Raw genomic sequence first — 14,948 nt, 5'->3', positions numbered from 1 at the left:
CCCTCGAACCATAGGCAAGTGTGCGCTTGCCTGTCAAGCGCCGCACCCCGCCCGCCAACCTCGCGCCGCCTCCACCAACCGGGCGCGAACCACGTCGACGTGCGGTCGCGACGGTGCGCCGATCCGGCGGGCCAGGAAGCCGGTGTTGATCGGCGGGTCGGCGGGATCGAGCAGCGTGACCAGCGTTCCGTCGGCCCGTTCCCGGCCGCACAGGTAGTGCGGAAGCACGCTGATCCCCGCCCCCGAGGTGACAGCGGCCAGTACCGCGCGCAGATCGCCGACGATCAGGGCGGGCTCGGTTTCCAGGCGGGTCTCGAAGACATGGCGCCAGTAGCGACGCAGGATCGGCAGATCGGCGGCGTAGCTGACGAGCGGGATGCCGTCGAGCGCGATCGGGCCCTCGGCCCGCAGACGGTCGGCGTCGATCCGGTCGGCGATCGACGGGGCTGCGACGAGCAGGAATTCCTCGTCGACGAGCGGTTCCGCCAGCACGGTCCGACCGCGTGGGCGGGTGGTGGCGAAGACCAGGTCCAGCGCCCCCGAATGCAATCGAGCGAGCAACTCGTCGGTCAGGCCGGTACTGACCGTGAGCCGCACACCGTCGGCGACCAACGGCGACAAGGCGGGCACGATCTTGGCGGCCAGCATCTCCGCCGGTCCACCGAGCAGCACCGGCGGCTCGGGCGGGGCCGCCCGGGCGGTCGCCGCACCGCTGACGACCGCCTCCAGCTCCTCGAGTGGACCGCCCACCCGCGCCGCGAGCTCGTGACCGGCGGCGGTCGGCGTCACCCCGCGAGGCAGGCGTTCGAACAGCGGCCTGCCGAGGTGCCGTTCGAGCGCCTGGATCTGCGTGGTCACGGTCGGCTGGGACAGCCCGACCTGGGCGGCGCCCGCGGTGAGCGAGCCGGTGCGGAACACGGCAAGGAAGGTCCGCAGCTGCACCAGATCCATCGACCCATCGGCTGACCTATGTCTCATATAGGCAATCCTATTGGTCAGGAGATGCCATCAACCCTAGCGTTGTTCCCATGGCACACATCCTGTTCGTTCTCACCGGCACTGATCATTGGACACTGGCCGACGGCACCGAACATCCCACCGGCTACTGGGCCGAGGAATTCACGGCGCCCTATGCGGCCTTCACCGCCGCGGGCCACACCGTTACCGTGGCGACCCCGGACGGCGTTGTCGCGACCGTCGACCAGGCCAGCCTGGCCCCCGAGGTCAACGGTGGCGCCGACGGTGCGGCGGCGGTCGCCGAAATCCTGTCCGGCGCCGACGCATTGCGGAATCCGCTCGCTCTCGACAAGGTCGACCTCGCCGACTACGACGCCGTCTTCTACCCCGGCGGACACGGCCCGATGCAAGATCTCGCCGTCGACCCGGTCTCGGGCACCCTGCTCGTCAACGCCCTTGCCTCCGGCAAACCGCTCGGCATCGTCTGCCACGCCCCCGCCGCGCTACTCGCCACCGCCGAATCGGGCAACTCCCCCTTCGCGGGCTACCGCCTCACCGCGTTCAGCAATGCCGAGGAAACCCAGGCGGGCTTCGCCGACAAGGCGAAGTGGCTGCTCCAGGATCGCCTGGTCGCACTCGGTGCCGACTACCGCGAAGGCGACCCGTGGGCCCCGCACATCGAGGTGGACCGCAATCTCTACACCGGCCAGAACCCCGCCTCCGCGGGCCCGCTGGCCGCCGAAATGCTCACCGCCCTCTGACAGACAGCGCCGTATCGACCGGCTGCGGTCGTCGACGACCGCAGCCGGTGCCGCCGGGTCGGTAACCCGGGGTCACCGAAGCCACCGAGACAGGGGCAGTCGGCCGGTCAGCCGATCTCCGCGGTGAGTTCGGCGAGTTCCGCGGCGAGGTTGGCGCGGGCGATCGCCTCGTACCGGTCGTGGGCGAGGTCGGTGCGGAAAAGGCGAGGCTGGTCGGCCAGATTGCGCAGCACCGAGGCGCGCCCGGCCCGGAACAGATCGTCGGGCACGTGGGCGTATTCGGCGCGGATCGCGGTGGTGTAGGCGGCGTATTCCTGCGGACTACCGCCGAGCACAACGAGGTCGGCATCACAGAGCACCGCGCCGTTCGCGTCACCGGGCTGTGGACGGTGCCCACGGGTCACAACCACGAGCCGCACTACCTCCTCGACCAATTCCGGTGCGGCACCGAGTGATTCGAGGATGTCACGGCCCAGGTCGGCGCTGCGCTCCTCGTTGTCGGCCCGGGCGACGGCGTAGATCGCGTCGTGGAAGAACGCCGCGTAGCGCACGGCGTCGATATCGGTTGCGGCATCGGCCAATTCGTCGATGGCCGCGAGCATCACCGCCAGGTGCGTGCCGGTGTGGTAACGGCGGTGCGGTTCGCTGTAGCGCCCCACCACTCCGGCACCGATCTGTTCGGCCTCGATCCCGGCCAATGCGATCCACCGGTCCATCAGGTTCTGTGACAACGCACTCATACACCAAGTTTCGTCGTCGGTACCGACACCCACAACCCCCCGAAACTGGCCGTCCGGCCGGTCGCGGCCGGCCGGACGACGCTCAGCGCTCAGACCTCGGCGGCGGCGAGGGCCGCACGCACCTCCTCGGCGCCCGCGGGCTTCGAGGCGGGCGGCCAGTTGTCGTCGGCGGCATAGGGGCGTACGTAAACCGGGGTATCCCGTTGGGAGCGGCGGCTTTCGGCGAGGGACCCACCGTCGACCACGTCATAGCCGATGGCGTCGATGAGGTCGGTGGCGAGCTTCTTGGCGTCGGGGTCGTCGCCGAACACGGGCAGGGCAGACCGGTCCGCGGCACCGACCGGGCGGGCGAGTTCGGCGAGGTTGGCGTAGGCGATGTTGTTGAACGCCTTGACCACCTTCGATTCCGGCAGGTGGCGTTGCAGCAGTTCGCTGGTGGTGGTCTGGTCGGCGTCGAGTTCGGGGAAGGCCCCGTCGCGGTCGGGGTAGTAGTTGTTGGTGTCGAACACGACCTTGCCCGCGAGCGGTGCGACCGGTACGTCCCGATACGCCTTCAACGGCACCGTGACCACCACATAGTCGCCCGCTTCGGCCGCCTCGGCCGGAGTAGCCGCCCGGGCCCGCGGACCCAGCTCGGCGACCAGATCCGCCAGGGTCTGCGGTCCGCGTGAGTTGCTGAGCACCACGTCATAACCCGCGTCCACCGCCAGCCGCGCGACGGTGGATCCGATATGTCCGCTACCGATCAATCCGAGTGTCGTCATGCGCAGCACAACCGCCACCACCGCATGGTTGTTCCCGCGCACCGCGGCCGTTGTCACCGCGCCCACCGCCGGATAGCGTGGGGCGATGGTGTCGTCGGCTCATCTGGTCTCGTTCGCGGGTTTGGCGTTTCTGCTGGTGATCGTGCCCGGACCCAGCGTCTTGTTCACGATCGGCCGGGCACTCACCGTCGGGCGACGATCGGCGCTGATGACCGTGCTGGGCAATGCGGTCGGGGTGTACGGCCAAGTCGTGGCAGTCGCGTTCGGGTTGGGCGCGGTGGTGGCGGCGTCGGCGGCGGTGTTCACCGCGATCAAACTGGTCGGCGCCGCCTATCTGGTCTATCTCGGCGTGCAGGCGATTCGCCATCGTGACGCGCTACGGACCGCCTTTCACGCCGAGCAGGACGTGGCCGCGCACAGTCCGATGGCGGCGTTGCGCGACGGCGTGATCGTCGGGGCCGCCAACCCGAAGACCATCGTCTTCCTGGCGGCGCTGCTGCCACAGTTCGTGGATACCACGCACGGTGCGGTCCCTCAGCAGATGTTGATCCTCGGGCTCTGCATCCCCGTGTTCGGCCTGATCTTCGACTCGCTCTGGGCATTCGCGGCCGGGTCGGCACGGTCCTGGTTCGCGCGGTCGCCACGCCGTCTCGCCGCCATCGGCGGTACCAGTGGCCTGGTGATGATCGGGCTCGGCACGTCACTCGCTCTCACCGGTCGCAAAGACTGAACCACAACCGTCAGGATCTCCGATGAAGAGCTTGCTGCTCACCGGCGCTGTGGCGCTGATGGTCTCGGTGTCGACGCACGCGGTGGCACAGGCCGAGGTTCGGCCGGGCGCCACCTACGTCGCGCTCGGTGATTCCGGGGCAGCCACCACCGGTGCGGTCGAGCTCGACGTGACGGCTCCACTGCGCTGTGTGCGGTCCACCGCCAACGCGCCGAAGCTGGTCGCCGAAAAACTCGGGCTGGCGCTGGACGACCGGACCTGCAGCTCGGCGAAGATCCCGGATCTGTACGGGTCGCAAGGCGCCGGGATCGACCCCCAGTTCGACGCACTCGGTCCCGCCACCCGGATCGTCACCCTGCACATGGGCGCCAACGACGCCGGCATGACCGAGTTCATCCTCGGCCACTGTCACGCCGGAGCGCTCAGCGGTGGTTGTGCCGCCGAGGCAGATCCGGAGTGGGACAACAGGATAGACGCGATCGCGCCCGCCTACGCCGCCGCGCTGGCCGACATCACCCGGCGCGCACCCGAGGCGACCGTTTTCGTCGACGGGTGGCCCACCTATCTCACGAACACCAGCTGCCCGGCCATGCTCGGCCTGCTTCCCGCCGACGCGGCCTACATCCAGTCCAAGTTCGAACGCCTCAACACCGTCGTCGCGCGGGCGGCCGCCGACCACGGCGCCGTGTACATCGATACCGTCACCGCCTCCCGCGAATTCGGGATGTGCGCCGACCCTGGCGTCCGCTGGTTCGATCCGATTCTCGCCGATCAGACCCTGCTCCCCTATCACCCCACCCTCGCGGGCCAACGGGGCGTCGCGGACCTGATCGTCGCCGCCGTCGAGTCGACCGGAGTCCTTTCCCGCTGACCCCTGCGGTCTAGAGCTTCGCGCCACCCGCGGTGAGGTCGCGCACGAGCAGCGCGGCGTGCAGGGAGGTGCGCGATTCACCGTCGTCGAGGTCGACGGCGAGGACGCGTTCGATGCGGGCGAGACGGTCGTAGAGGGTGGGCCGGCTGATCGCGAGCGCCTTGGCGAGCTCGGTCTTGTTGCCCGCCAGGTCGAGGAAGCGGCGCAGCGTACCGGTGAGGTCGGCGGTGTGGCGGATGTCGTAGCGCAGCAGTGCCCCGAGTTCGGCCTCGGCGAAACTCTGCACGCCGGGCTCGTCGCGGATCAGCGACAGCAGACCGCGCAGACGAATATCCGCGCTGCGGAAGAACGCGCGATTCGCCGCCGCGGTCATCGACAGGGCTACCTCGGCGACACCCGCGGCATGCGCGAGCCTGCCCGCGGTGTCGAGGAGGGAATCGGAGTCGGCGCCGACGCCGACGACCGCACGACGCACGTTGTCGACCCGGCCGACCTCGGCCAGCACCGCCGAACACACCGTCGCCAGCCGGCCGTCGACGTCGCCGCCCCGCGGCACCGCGAGGATCACGGTGACCTGCTCCCCATCGGAGCCACCGCGGGTTCGCCGATGTTCCGCCGCGCTGAGCGCCGACGCGTCAACCAGGCCGAGCGCATGCGTCACCGCTTCGACGATGGCCTCGCTGCGTCGTTGCGCCGCCACCGGATCCGGTGCCGGCTCGGTATCGATCTCGATCGCCAGCGGCACATAACGAGCCCGGCGGTGCAGACCGAGGGCGGCCGCGCGCGCCTGCGCGTCGCGCTCGTCGATCACCCGGCCCTCCACCAAATCGGCGATCAGGCCGGTCTGGGCCTGGCGGTGCAAGCCGAAACGGTCCTTGTCGATCATCCGGTGCAGGGTGATGGTCTGCGCGGCGCGCTCGAGGACCATGCCCACCCGCGCGGTGTGGGCATGGTCGGTGCGCAGGATCAGCCTGCCCCAGCGCTGTGTGTGCGGTCCGACGCCGACCACACCGGACCCGTCGGGCAGCATCCGCGACACCGATTCCCAATCATCGAGCAGCGCGGCCGAACTGGTGTGGCGGGCGGTAGCCGCCAGCACCCGATGCGACAGGTCTTCCAGCACCACCGACGCGTCGAGCATGCTCGCGGCCGTGTGCACGATCTCGGCGAGCGCGGCGCGGCGCACGCTCAGCTCGGTGAAGGTCTCGTGCACGGTGCGCGCGAATTCGAGTTCGGCGTATTGGTCGGCGACGATCGCCCGATGGACGGCTTCGGTGATCTCCACGAAGCGGGTCACCCGGTGCAGCACGATCACCGGCAACCCGAGTTCGGCGGCCGTGGCGGCAACGACGGGACCCAGCTCGCTCACGTAGCTGCCCAGCTCCACGACCAGTCCCGCGACGCCGGCGGCGGACAGCGATCTCAGGTAGACGATCCGCGCCTGCTCGGGAGCGGCGAGCGCCTGCCCGGTGGTCAGGATCAACTCCGAGCCGACCAGGAGGTCGGCCACCTCGGCCTGGTCGCTGACATGCACCCAGCGCACCGCCCGGTCCAGGTTCGCGGCACAGACGACCTCGGGTTGCCCGGCCTGCATCACCGGCGTCGCGAGCACATCGGCCACGGTCATCAGCATTGACGAATCGTAATATGAATGCCGCGATTGTGTACATATCGTCGGCCCGCCGACGGCTCAGGATGGACCAGGGTGGAAGCACCACACCACCGGCGAAACGAGGCATTCATGCAGTCCATCGGGCACTGGATCGACGGCAAATCGGTCAGCGGCAGCAGCGAGACCACCGCGCCGGTGACCAATCCCGCCACCGGCGCCGTCACCGGGGAGCTGGCGCTGGCCAATGTGGCCGACACCCGCGCCGCGATCGACGCCGCGACGATGGCCTTCGCCTCCTGGCGTGACGCCTCGCTCACCCGCCGCACCCAGGTGCTGTTCCGCTTCCGCGAACTCCTGGCCGAGCGGAAGACCGAACTGGCCGCGGTGATCACCGCCGAACACGGCAAGGTGGCCGCCGACGCGCTCGGCGAGGTGACCCGTGGGCTCGAAGTCGTCGAATTCGCCTGTGGTGTCCCGCATCTGCTCAAAGGCGGCTTCACCGAGAACGCCTCGACCGATGTCGACATCTACTCGATCCGGCAGCCGCTGGGTCCGGTCGCGATCATCGCACCGTTCAACTTCCCCGCCATGGTGCCGATGTGGTTCTTCCCGCTGGCGATCGGCGCGGGCAACACGGTGGTGCTCAAGCCGAGCGAGAAGGACCCGTCGGCGGCGCTGTGGCTGGCGCGGCTGTGGCAGGAGGCAGGCCTGCCCGACGGTGTGTTCAATGTCGTGCAGGGCGACAAGGTCGCCGTCGACGAACTCCTGGACAACCCGGCCGTCAAGGCCGTCTCGTTCGTCGGCTCGACCCCGATCGCCAAGTACGTGTACCAGCGCGGCACCGCGGCGGGCAAGCGGGTGCAGGCGCTCGGCGGCGCGAAGAACCACATGGTGGTACTGCCCGACGCCGATCTGGACCTGGCCGCCGATGCCGCCGTGAACGCCGGTTTCGGGTCGGCGGGTGAGCGGTGCATGGCGATCAGCGTGGTCGTCGCCGTCGGCGGGGTGGCCGACGATCTGGTCACCAAGATCAGTGCACGAGCCGCGAACATCGTCACCGGTGACGGCACCGGTGGCGCCGAGATGGGCCCGCTGATCACCCGGGCGCACCGCGACCGGGTGGCCGAGTACATCGACGCGGGCGAGACGGCCGGTGCCCGGGTGGTGCTCGACGGGCGCAATCTCACCGTCGACGGCGCACCGGACGGATTCTGGCTGGGCCCCACGATTCTCGACGAGGTCACTCCGACCATGAGCGTCTACACCGACGAGATCTTCGGCCCGGTGCTGTCGGTCGTGCGGGTCGGCACCTATGAGGAGGCGGTGGCGCTGATCAACGCGAACCGCTACGGCAACGGCACCGCCATCTTCACCAACGACGGCGGCGCGGGACGACGGTTCCAGCACGAGGTGGAGGTGGGTATGGTCGGCATCAACGTCCCGATCCCCGTGCCGATGGCCTATTTCAGCTTCGGCGGCTGGAAGAATTCCCTGTTCGGTGACTCGCACGCGCACGGCACCGACGGCGTGCACTTCTTCACCCGCACCAAAGCGGTCACCACCCGCTGGCTCGACCCGAGCCACGGTGGGCTGGAACTCGGTTTCCCACAGAACAAGTGACTCCAGGAGACTTCGCCATGACGCTTTCCGAAGAGGCCGCTCGCGCCTACGAGCTCGACCGCCGCCACGTCTTCCATTCCTGGTCCGCGCAGGCGACTCTCACGCCGACGGTGCTCACCGCCGCCGAGGGGTGCTACGTGTGGGACGGCGAGGGCAACCGCCTGCTCGACTTCTCCTCGATGATGGTGAACACCAATATCGGTCACCAGCATCCGAAGGTCGTGGCCGCGATCCAGGAGCAGGCGGCCAAGCTGTGCACTGTCGCACCCTCGTTCGTCAACGATGCCCGCTCGGAAGCGGCCCGCCTGATCAGCGAACGCACGCCCGGTGACCTCGACACGATCTTCTTCACCAACGGCGGCGCCGACGCCGTCGAGCACGCCGTCCGGATGGCGCGACTGCACACCGGCCGCTACAAGGTGCTCTCGCGCTACCGCTCCTACCACGGCGGCACCGAGACCGCGGTGAACCTCACCGGCGACCCGCGCCGCTGGCCCAACGACCACGGCAACACCGGCACCGTGCACTTCTTCGGCCCGTTCCTGTATCGCTCGGAGTTCCACGCCACCGACGAGGCGCAGGAAACCGAACGCGCGCTGGCGCATCTGGAACGCACCATCGAGATGGAGGGTCCGGCCACCATCGCCGCGGTCGTCCTGGAGTCGGTCCCGGGCACCGCGGGCATCATGGTGCCGACCACGGAGTACATGCGTGGAGTGCGCGCGCTGTGCGACAAGCACGGCATCGTCTTCATCGCCGACGAGGTGATGGCAGGCTTCGGCCGGACCGGAAAGTGGTTCGCCATCGACAATTTCGATGTCGTGCCCGATCTGATCACCTTCGCCAAGGGCGTGAACTCCGGGTATGTCCCGCTCGGCGGCGTGGCGATCAACGCGGCCATCGCGGCGACCTTCGCCCACCGCCCGTATCCCGGCGGGCTCACCTATTCCGGTCATCCGCTGGCCACCGCCGCTGCCGTCGCGACGATCAACGCGATGGCCGAGGAAGGCATTGTCGAGAACGCCGCCGACATCGGCGCGACGGTCATCGGGCCCGGCCTTCGTGAACTGGCGCAACGGCATCCGAGCATCGGCGAAGTCCGCGGGCTCGGTGTCTTCTGGGCCGTCGAGCTGGTCCGGAACCGGGCCACCCGCGAGCCACTGGCCCCCTACGGCGGCACCAGCCCCGCGATGAACGAACTGGTGGCCGCCTGCCGCGCAGGCGGGATGCTGCCGTTCGTCAATTTCAACCGCTTGCACGTGGTCCCGCCGTGCGTGATCACCGAGGCCGAGGCCAAGGAGGGGCTCGCCATCCTCGACCAAGCCCTCACCGTCGCCGACGCGCACACCGTCGCTACCCCTTGATCCAGTCGATCGCGATGGCGACGACGGCGGCGTTGAAGAAGAAACTCAGCACGCTGTGGGCGGTGACGCGCCGGCGCATCGACCGGTGCACCACCTTCACATCCGATACCGCGAACGACGTACCGATGGTGAACGAGAAGTACACGAACTCCGACAGCTGCGGCACCGGGCACTCCGGGAAACGCAGTCCCCCGTCGGCGAACTGGGCCCGCGCGTAGATCTGCGCGAACGCGGTGTGCAGGAGCAACCACGACATCAGCACCGTCGCCGCCGCGACGGCATTGTCGGCATCGCTGTCGCGGGCACCGATCATGATCATCCCGGCCGCCAGCCCGGCGCCACTGGCCACCACCGCGAAAGTGGTGGTGTACCAGCGTGGACCGATCCAGTCGATGGAGTCGTCGGGCAGGTCGCGGCGCAACAGCAGCCAGCCCGACGCGACATAGGCGACGGCCAGCAGATCCCAGACCAGCAGCAGGCCGATCCCGCCGGTTGTCCACGAGAAGAGCGACAACCAGACCACACCGAGGACGGTCAGCCCGAGCTCCAGTACCCACACCAGCGTGCGACTCATGGCCGCAACGTCTACCACGCCGCCGCGTGGACACACCGACACCGCGCCCGGCGGCGGCGTTTCCGCGCCGCGCGACTGGTCGACGCGCTCCGGCTACGCGTGACCACCGATCGAATCCTGACCGGAATTCCCCGGCCGGGCAATGCGTTGTCCAAGAGCGTGACCGATACCGCAGTGCTTTCCGATGAACTGAAGTCGTACCTCGACGAGGAGAAGGTCTACGCGACCGTCGCCACCGTCGGGCCCAACGGGCATCCGCATCTGACCGTGGTCTGGATCAAACGCGAGGGCGACGAACTGCTGTTCTCCACCACCGTCTCACGGCAGCAGGCCAAGAACCTGGTGCGTGACCCGCGGATCACCGTGATGGTGAACCCGCCGGAGCGGCCGTTCCTGTACGCCGAGGTACGCGGAACCGCCACCACCACACCGGATCCCGAGCGGGCGCTGCCGGACGAGATGTCGCTCAAATACACCGGCAAGCCGTATCGCGAGTTCAACCCGGCCTCGGTGGACGACGCCGAACGCGTCGTCATCCGCGTCACCCCCACCAAGGTCGCCGGACGCTTCTGACCAGCGGGCCCGGCGGAGTCAGCTCCGCTGGGCCTCTTCCTGCGCGTGCTGCGCCTGCACCAGCTGTTGCGGGGTGTAGCGCACGGTCAGCGCGACGAGCGCGGCGACGGCGGCGATGATCGCGCAGATGAACAGCACCAGGGTGTAGCCGCTGTTGAGCGCGTCGATCTCGGCGGGCGTCGTGTTCGCGCCGGGGGTATCGCTGCCGCCGAGCGACAGCGTGCGTGACGCCGCGATCGGGCTGAGCAGACCGATGGCGATCGGTGTCGCCAGGCTCATGAACATCTGGCCGACCGCCGAGAGCGGGCCGATGTTCGACGGCGGAACCCCGACCAGCACGCAGAGCGGAGCGAGCACGATCGCCATCCCGACGCCGAAGCCGATCACCAGCAGCAGGGCCAGCAGCGTCGGCAGGTACTGCACGTGCCGGTCCAGCGTCGACCCGAAGAACAGGCCGACGGCGAGCACCACACCCGCGGTGGCGAGCAACCAGCGCGGCGCGATCACCAACGCGGCCTTGGAGGCCACGGCACCGCCGACACCGATGCCGATGGTGAACGGGATCGAGGCGACACCGGCCAGCAGCGGGCTGTAGCCGAGCACGTTCTGCAGCAGCTGGGCGACGAAGAATGTCATCGCGCCGAGCACCGCACCGGCCAGGAAGATCAGAACGAAGGTGGCGACCCGGTCGCGGCTGTCGAACAGCGACCACGGCAGCAGCGGATCGGATTCGCGTCGCTCGGCGAAAACGAAGATCACCAGCAGGACGAAACCGCCGATCAGCGAACCGAGGATCAGCGGGCTCGTCCAGCCCATGGCCGGGCCCTCGGTGGCACCGAACACGATCGTCGCGCAGGCCAGGGTGCCCAGAATCGCGCCCTTGATGTCGAGCGGAGTGCGGTGGTGTTCGGTGTCGGTGAGCTTGTAGACCGCGCCGAGCACGATGAGCGCGCCGATCGGGACGTTGATCAGGAAGATCCAGCGCCACCCGACCTCGGTCAGCGCACCGCCGACGATGAGACCACCGACCGATCCGATGCCCGCCATCGAGCCGACGATCGCGATCGCCTGGTTCCTGGCCGGTCCGGGTGCGAAGGTCGTCGCGACCAGTGCGAACGCGGTCGGTGCCGCGATGGCGGCGCCCGCGCCCTGGAAGGCGCGCGAGATCAGCAGCATCGCCTCACCGGTGGCCAGACCACACGCCAGCGAGGCGGCGGTGAACAGGCCGACACCGTAGATCAGCATGCGTTTGCGGCCGAACGCGTCGCCGAGCCTGCCACCGAGCAGCATCAACCCCGCGAAGGTGAGCCCGTAGGCGGTCACCGTCCACGCACTGCCCGAACTGGACAGCCCCATGTCCTGCTGCAGGCGCGGCAGGGCGAAGATCACGACGGTGCCGTCGAGCACCACCATGAACTGCAGACCGCTCAGCACGAGGATGGCCAGGCCGAACGCCCGCTGCTTCACCGGATACTGCATCGTCGCAGCGGGTTTATCGAGCACAGTGAGGCAGTGTAATTGGCGCACCGGCAACGAGTGGGCGCGCCGTCGGTGAAGCTAGTCGAGGCCGAAGCCGGCCGTGGGGCCGATGACGATGATCGCGGGCGGGCGGATGCCCTCTTCCTTGACCCGGTCGGCGACCGTGGCGAGGTCGGCGCGCACCACCCGCTGCGTGCGCAGCGTGCCTTCCTGGATGACCGCGGCCGGGGTATCGCTCGGGCGACCACCGGCGAGCAGGGCCGCGGCGAACTTGTCGATCCGCTCGACCGCCATCATCAGCACGATGGTGCCGCGCAGCTTGGCCAGTGCCGACCAGTCGACGAGCGAATCGGGATGTTCGGGGGCCACGTGTCCGCTCACGACCACGAACTCGTGGGTGACCCCGCGATGGGTCACCGGGATGCCTGCCGCGCCGGGCACCGAGATCGGGCTCGTGACACCGGGCACCACCGTCACCGGGATGCCTGCCTCCGTGCACGCCTCGAGTTCCTCGTAACCGCGACCGAACACGTACGGATCGCCGCCCTTGAGCCGGACCACGAACTTGCCCGCTTTGAAGCCCTCGACGAGCGCGAGGTTGATCGCCTCCTGCGCCATCGACCGGCCGTAGGGGATCTTCGCGGCATCGATCACCTCGACGTGCGGGCCCAGTTCGGCGAGCAGTTCCGGCGGGGCGAGCCGGTCGGCGACGACCAGATCGGCGCGCGCGAGGAGCCTGCGACCACGCACGGTGATCAGGTCGGGATCGCCGGGACCGCCGCCGACGAGCGCGACGCCTGGAGTCACCGGTTCCGAATCATCGGTCACCACACCCGATTGCAGCGCTTCGAGGAGGCCGTTGCGCACCGCGGCCGAGCGGCGGTGCGCGCCACCGGCGAGTACGCCGAGGGAGAGTCCGTCGTAGCGAGCGGTCGCGGGCGTGACCGCGGTGCCGTCGCGCGCGATGTCGGCGCGGACGCAGAAGATGCGCTTGGCGGTGGCTTCGGCGACCACCGCGGCGTTGGTCTCCGGTTCGTCGGTGCAGGCCATCGCGTACCAGGCGCCGTCGAGATCGCCGTCGGCGTAAGCGCGCAGTTCGACCGTGAGTTGTCCCGCCGTAGCCATGCCCTCCACCGCCGGGGTGACCGCCCGGCTGATCACGTGCACCTCCGCACCCGAGGCCACGAGCAGGCCGAGTCGGCGCTGGGCGACGGTTCCGCCGCCGACCACCACTACTCTGCGTGCACGCAGATCGAGCCCGACCAGGTAGTTCGGGTCGCCTGCGGGCGGGGTCGATGCGGTGTCAGCGGTGTTCGGCACAGTGTCCCAGCCTAGTTCCTGGCTCGGTGCGGCCCGAACGCACCCGCCGACAGACTCGGCGCCGATCGACGATCTGTCCGTCGGCGGACCCGTCTTGACGGACGATCCGTCGGTTGTCCACGACACGGGACCCGACGAATGTTCAAGAATGGCTACGACCGAAGACAACGCGCCCGCCGCGGACTACACCGATCGCGTGATCGCGGTGGAGCCCGGCGGCAACGAAACCATCCCCGAATCCGCCCGGCACGGCAGTCCGCGCGGGCTGCTGTGGACGTGGACCTCGCCCAATCTCGAGTTCGCCACGATCTTCATCGGGGTGCTGTCGGTGACCGTCTTCGGCATGAGTTTCTGGCAGGCGGCGCTCGGGCTGGCGGTCGGTATCGGTCTCGGTGCCGGGGCGCACTACGTGTTGTCCGCGCGTGGTCCGGTGTACGGCGTACCGCAGATGGTGCTGGGCCGCACGGCTTTCGGGTACCGCGGGAACGCGCTGCCCGCCACGTTCATGGCGATCATGTGCGGTGTCGGCTGGTTCGCCACCAACAGTGTGTCGGGCGCGTTCGCGTTGAACACGCTGACCGGTCTGCCGAAGGTTCCGTCGCTGGTGCTGATCGTGGTGTTGCAGACCGGTTTCGCGGTCTTCGGGCACAACCTGGTGCAGGCCTTCGAGCGGTTCGTCTTCCCGTTGCTGGCGGTGGTTTTCGTGCTGGTGACCGTCGTGATCGTCAGCAAGGCCGAGCTGACCGGCGCCGCGCCCGCGGGCGGTGTGGGTGGGATCGCCGGATTCCTGCTCACCGTCGGCACCGCCTTCGGCTACGCGGGCGGCTGGAACCCGTACGCGGCGGACTACTCCCGCTACCTGCCGACCGCGGTGTCGAAGGTCGCGACCGGCGGATACGCGGCGACCGGGCTGTTCGTCTCCTGCCTGTGGTTGTCGGCACTCGGGGCCGCGTCGGCGACCATCGTGAGCACGGCGACCGGGAGCCCCACGGACGTGTTCACCGCCAATCTGCCCGGCGCACTGGCGAATCTGACGCTGCTGGCCATCACCCTCGGCGCGATCGCGGCGAACGCGCTCAATGTGTACTCGGGGGCGATGGCGTTCGTGACGATCGGGGTGAAGCTGCCGGTGCGCACCCAGCGGGCGCTCGTCTCGGCGGTGTTCGGCGTGGTCGGCTTCCTGGTGGCGTGGTGGGCGCTGCCCGACGCGGCGGCCGGCTACGAGGCGTTCTTGCTGATCGTGGCCTACTGGATCGGGCCGTGGCTCGGTGTCGTGTTCGCCGACCAGTACCTGCGCCGCGGCACCGACATCCGCCCACTGCTCTACGACCGCGCCTCCACCAACCTGGGTGGAGTCGTGGCCTTCGCGACCGGCCTGGTGGTGTCGGTGCTGTTGTTCTCCAACCAGGCGAAGTTCACCGGCTACCTGGTGCGGGAGTTCCCGAATCTGGGCGACATCACCGTCTTCGTCGGATTCGCGCTGGCGGGTGGGTTGTACCTCTTCCTCACCCGGGGACGTGTCAGCGCCGACCGGGCGGTGGTCGCGGCGTGAGGCCCGTCGAGCCGGCGGCCGACTCGGACCA

At 69.1% G+C, this 14,948-nt stretch carries 14 protein-coding genes; 7 read left to right on the top strand and 7 right to left on the bottom strand.

Annotated features, from left to right (window positions below):
* Positions 1 to 33: 33 nt before the first annotated feature.
* Entirely contained in the window at positions 34 to 978 is a 945-nt protein-coding gene (locus ACWDXS_RS23300; protein WP_387442303.1) for a LysR family transcriptional regulator, read from the bottom strand.
* A gap of 50 nt (positions 979 to 1,028) precedes the next feature.
* Between ACWDXS_RS23300 and ACWDXS_RS23295 the strand changes: the two genes are divergently transcribed.
* Positions 1,029 to 1,718, top strand: coding sequence for a type 1 glutamine amidotransferase domain-containing protein (locus ACWDXS_RS23295; protein ID WP_387442301.1), 690 nt, complete (start codon positions 1,029 to 1,031; stop codon positions 1,716 to 1,718).
* 107 nt (positions 1,719 to 1,825) lie between these two features.
* Here the strand turns inward: ACWDXS_RS23295 and ACWDXS_RS23290 are convergent, their stop codons facing one another.
* A complete protein-coding gene (locus ACWDXS_RS23290; RefSeq protein ID WP_378992319.1) occupies positions 1,826 to 2,458 on the bottom strand; it encodes an HD domain-containing protein in 633 nt (210 codons plus the stop codon).
* Positions 2,459 to 2,547: 89 nt separating this feature from the next.
* Positions 2,548 to 3,279: an NADPH-dependent F420 reductase gene (locus tag ACWDXS_RS23285; RefSeq protein ID WP_378992316.1), complete on the bottom strand. Its 732-nt coding sequence runs from the start codon at positions 3,277 to 3,279 to the stop codon at positions 2,548 to 2,550.
* Between the two features lie 28 nt (positions 3,280 to 3,307).
* On the opposite strand from ACWDXS_RS23285, the gene ACWDXS_RS23280 reads away from it, so the two are divergent.
* The gene (locus tag ACWDXS_RS23280; protein ID WP_378992315.1) at positions 3,308 to 3,952 is read left to right on the top strand and encodes a LysE family translocator; all 645 of its coding nucleotides are present in this window, start codon (positions 3,308 to 3,310) and stop codon (positions 3,950 to 3,952) included.
* 22 nt (positions 3,953 to 3,974) lie between these two features.
* On the top strand, positions 3,975 to 4,823 hold the full coding sequence (locus ACWDXS_RS23275) for an SGNH/GDSL hydrolase family protein (protein WP_449968608.1): 849 nt from the start codon (positions 3,975 to 3,977) through the stop codon (positions 4,821 to 4,823).
* Positions 4,824 to 4,833: 10 nt separating this feature from the next.
* On the opposite strand, the gene ACWDXS_RS23270 is transcribed toward ACWDXS_RS23275, so the two are convergent.
* Positions 4,834 to 6,456, bottom strand: a complete 1,623-nt coding sequence (locus ACWDXS_RS23270) for a PucR family transcriptional regulator (RefSeq protein WP_449968605.1) — start codon at positions 6,454 to 6,456, stop codon at positions 4,834 to 4,836.
* Between the two features lie 108 nt (positions 6,457 to 6,564).
* On the opposite strand from ACWDXS_RS23270, the gene ACWDXS_RS23265 reads away from it, so the two are divergent.
* Positions 6,565 to 8,055, top strand: a complete 1,491-nt coding sequence (locus tag ACWDXS_RS23265) for a CoA-acylating methylmalonate-semialdehyde dehydrogenase (protein WP_378992310.1) — start codon at positions 6,565 to 6,567, stop codon at positions 8,053 to 8,055.
* Between the two features lie 17 nt (positions 8,056 to 8,072).
* Positions 8,073 to 9,419 (top strand): aspartate aminotransferase family protein, encoded by a 1,347-nt coding sequence (locus ACWDXS_RS23260; RefSeq protein ID WP_378992308.1) that lies wholly within the window; start codon positions 8,073 to 8,075, stop codon positions 9,417 to 9,419.
* Here ACWDXS_RS23260 and ACWDXS_RS23255 read toward each other — a convergent pair.
* A complete protein-coding gene (locus ACWDXS_RS23255; protein ID WP_378992306.1) occupies positions 9,409 to 9,993 on the bottom strand; it encodes a DUF1345 domain-containing protein in 585 nt (194 codons plus the stop codon). The genes ACWDXS_RS23260 and ACWDXS_RS23255 overlap by 11 nt on opposite strands.
* A gap of 99 nt (positions 9,994 to 10,092) precedes the next feature.
* Here ACWDXS_RS23255 and ACWDXS_RS23250 point away from each other — a divergent pair, with 99 nt between their 5' ends.
* Positions 10,093 to 10,566 (top strand): PPOX class F420-dependent oxidoreductase, encoded by a 474-nt coding sequence (locus tag ACWDXS_RS23250; RefSeq protein ID WP_378992304.1) that lies wholly within the window; start codon positions 10,093 to 10,095, stop codon positions 10,564 to 10,566.
* Positions 10,567 to 10,584: 18 nt separating this feature from the next.
* Here ACWDXS_RS23250 and ACWDXS_RS23245 read toward each other — a convergent pair whose 3' ends face one another.
* The gene (locus tag ACWDXS_RS23245) at positions 10,585 to 12,045 is read right to left on the bottom strand and encodes an MFS transporter (RefSeq protein ID WP_378628251.1); all 1,461 of its coding nucleotides are present in this window, start codon (positions 12,043 to 12,045) and stop codon (positions 10,585 to 10,587) included.
* Between the two features lie 78 nt (positions 12,046 to 12,123).
* The gene (gene cobA, locus ACWDXS_RS23240; protein WP_378992303.1) at positions 12,124 to 13,365 is read right to left on the bottom strand and encodes a uroporphyrinogen-III C-methyltransferase; all 1,242 of its coding nucleotides are present in this window, start codon (positions 13,363 to 13,365) and stop codon (positions 12,124 to 12,126) included.
* A gap of 148 nt (positions 13,366 to 13,513) precedes the next feature.
* Here cobA and ACWDXS_RS23235 point away from each other — a divergent pair, with 148 nt between their 5' ends.
* Complete coding sequence (locus tag ACWDXS_RS23235; protein WP_387442278.1) at positions 13,514 to 14,917, top strand: purine-cytosine permease family protein; 1,404 nt, start codon at positions 13,514 to 13,516, stop codon at positions 14,915 to 14,917.
* The last annotated feature ends 31 nt before the right edge of the window (positions 14,918 to 14,948 follow it).

The sequence above is a fragment of the Nocardia sp. NPDC003183 genome (genome assembly GCF_053590715.1).
The sequence above is the reverse complement of the archived record's forward strand: the minus strand, read 5'-3'. Positions and strand labels throughout refer to the sequence as shown.

Excerpts from the sequence above, each read along its gene's own strand:
- ACWDXS_RS23275 (WP_449968608.1), top strand. The coding sequence starts at position 3,975 with ATGAAGAGCTTGCTGCTCACCGGCGCTGTGGCGCTGATGGTCTCGGTG.
- ACWDXS_RS23235 (WP_387442278.1), top strand. The coding sequence starts at position 13,514 with ATGGCTACGACCGAAGACAACGCGCCCGCCGCGGACTACACCGATCGC.
- ACWDXS_RS23255 (WP_378992306.1), bottom strand. The coding sequence starts at position 9,993 with ATGAGTCGCACGCTGGTGTGGGTACTGGAGCTCGGGCTGACCGTCCTC.
- ACWDXS_RS23290 (WP_378992319.1), bottom strand. The coding sequence starts at position 2,458 with ATGAGTGCGTTGTCACAGAACCTGATGGACCGGTGGATCGCATTGGCC.
- ACWDXS_RS23280 (WP_378992315.1), top strand. The coding sequence starts at position 3,308 with ATGGTGTCGTCGGCTCATCTGGTCTCGTTCGCGGGTTTGGCGTTTCTG.
- ACWDXS_RS23300 (WP_387442303.1), bottom strand. The coding sequence starts at position 978 with ATGAGACATAGGTCAGCCGATGGGTCGATGGATCTGGTGCAGCTGCGG.
- ACWDXS_RS23270 (WP_449968605.1), bottom strand. The coding sequence starts at position 6,456 with ATGCTGATGACCGTGGCCGATGTGCTCGCGACGCCGGTGATGCAGGCC.
- ACWDXS_RS23245 (WP_378628251.1), bottom strand. The coding sequence starts at position 12,045 with ATGCAGTATCCGGTGAAGCAGCGGGCGTTCGGCCTGGCCATCCTCGTG.
- ACWDXS_RS23260 (WP_378992308.1), top strand. The coding sequence starts at position 8,073 with ATGACGCTTTCCGAAGAGGCCGCTCGCGCCTACGAGCTCGACCGCCGC.
- ACWDXS_RS23295 (WP_387442301.1), top strand. The coding sequence starts at position 1,029 with ATGGCACACATCCTGTTCGTTCTCACCGGCACTGATCATTGGACACTG.
- ACWDXS_RS23265 (WP_378992310.1), top strand. The coding sequence starts at position 6,565 with ATGCAGTCCATCGGGCACTGGATCGACGGCAAATCGGTCAGCGGCAGC.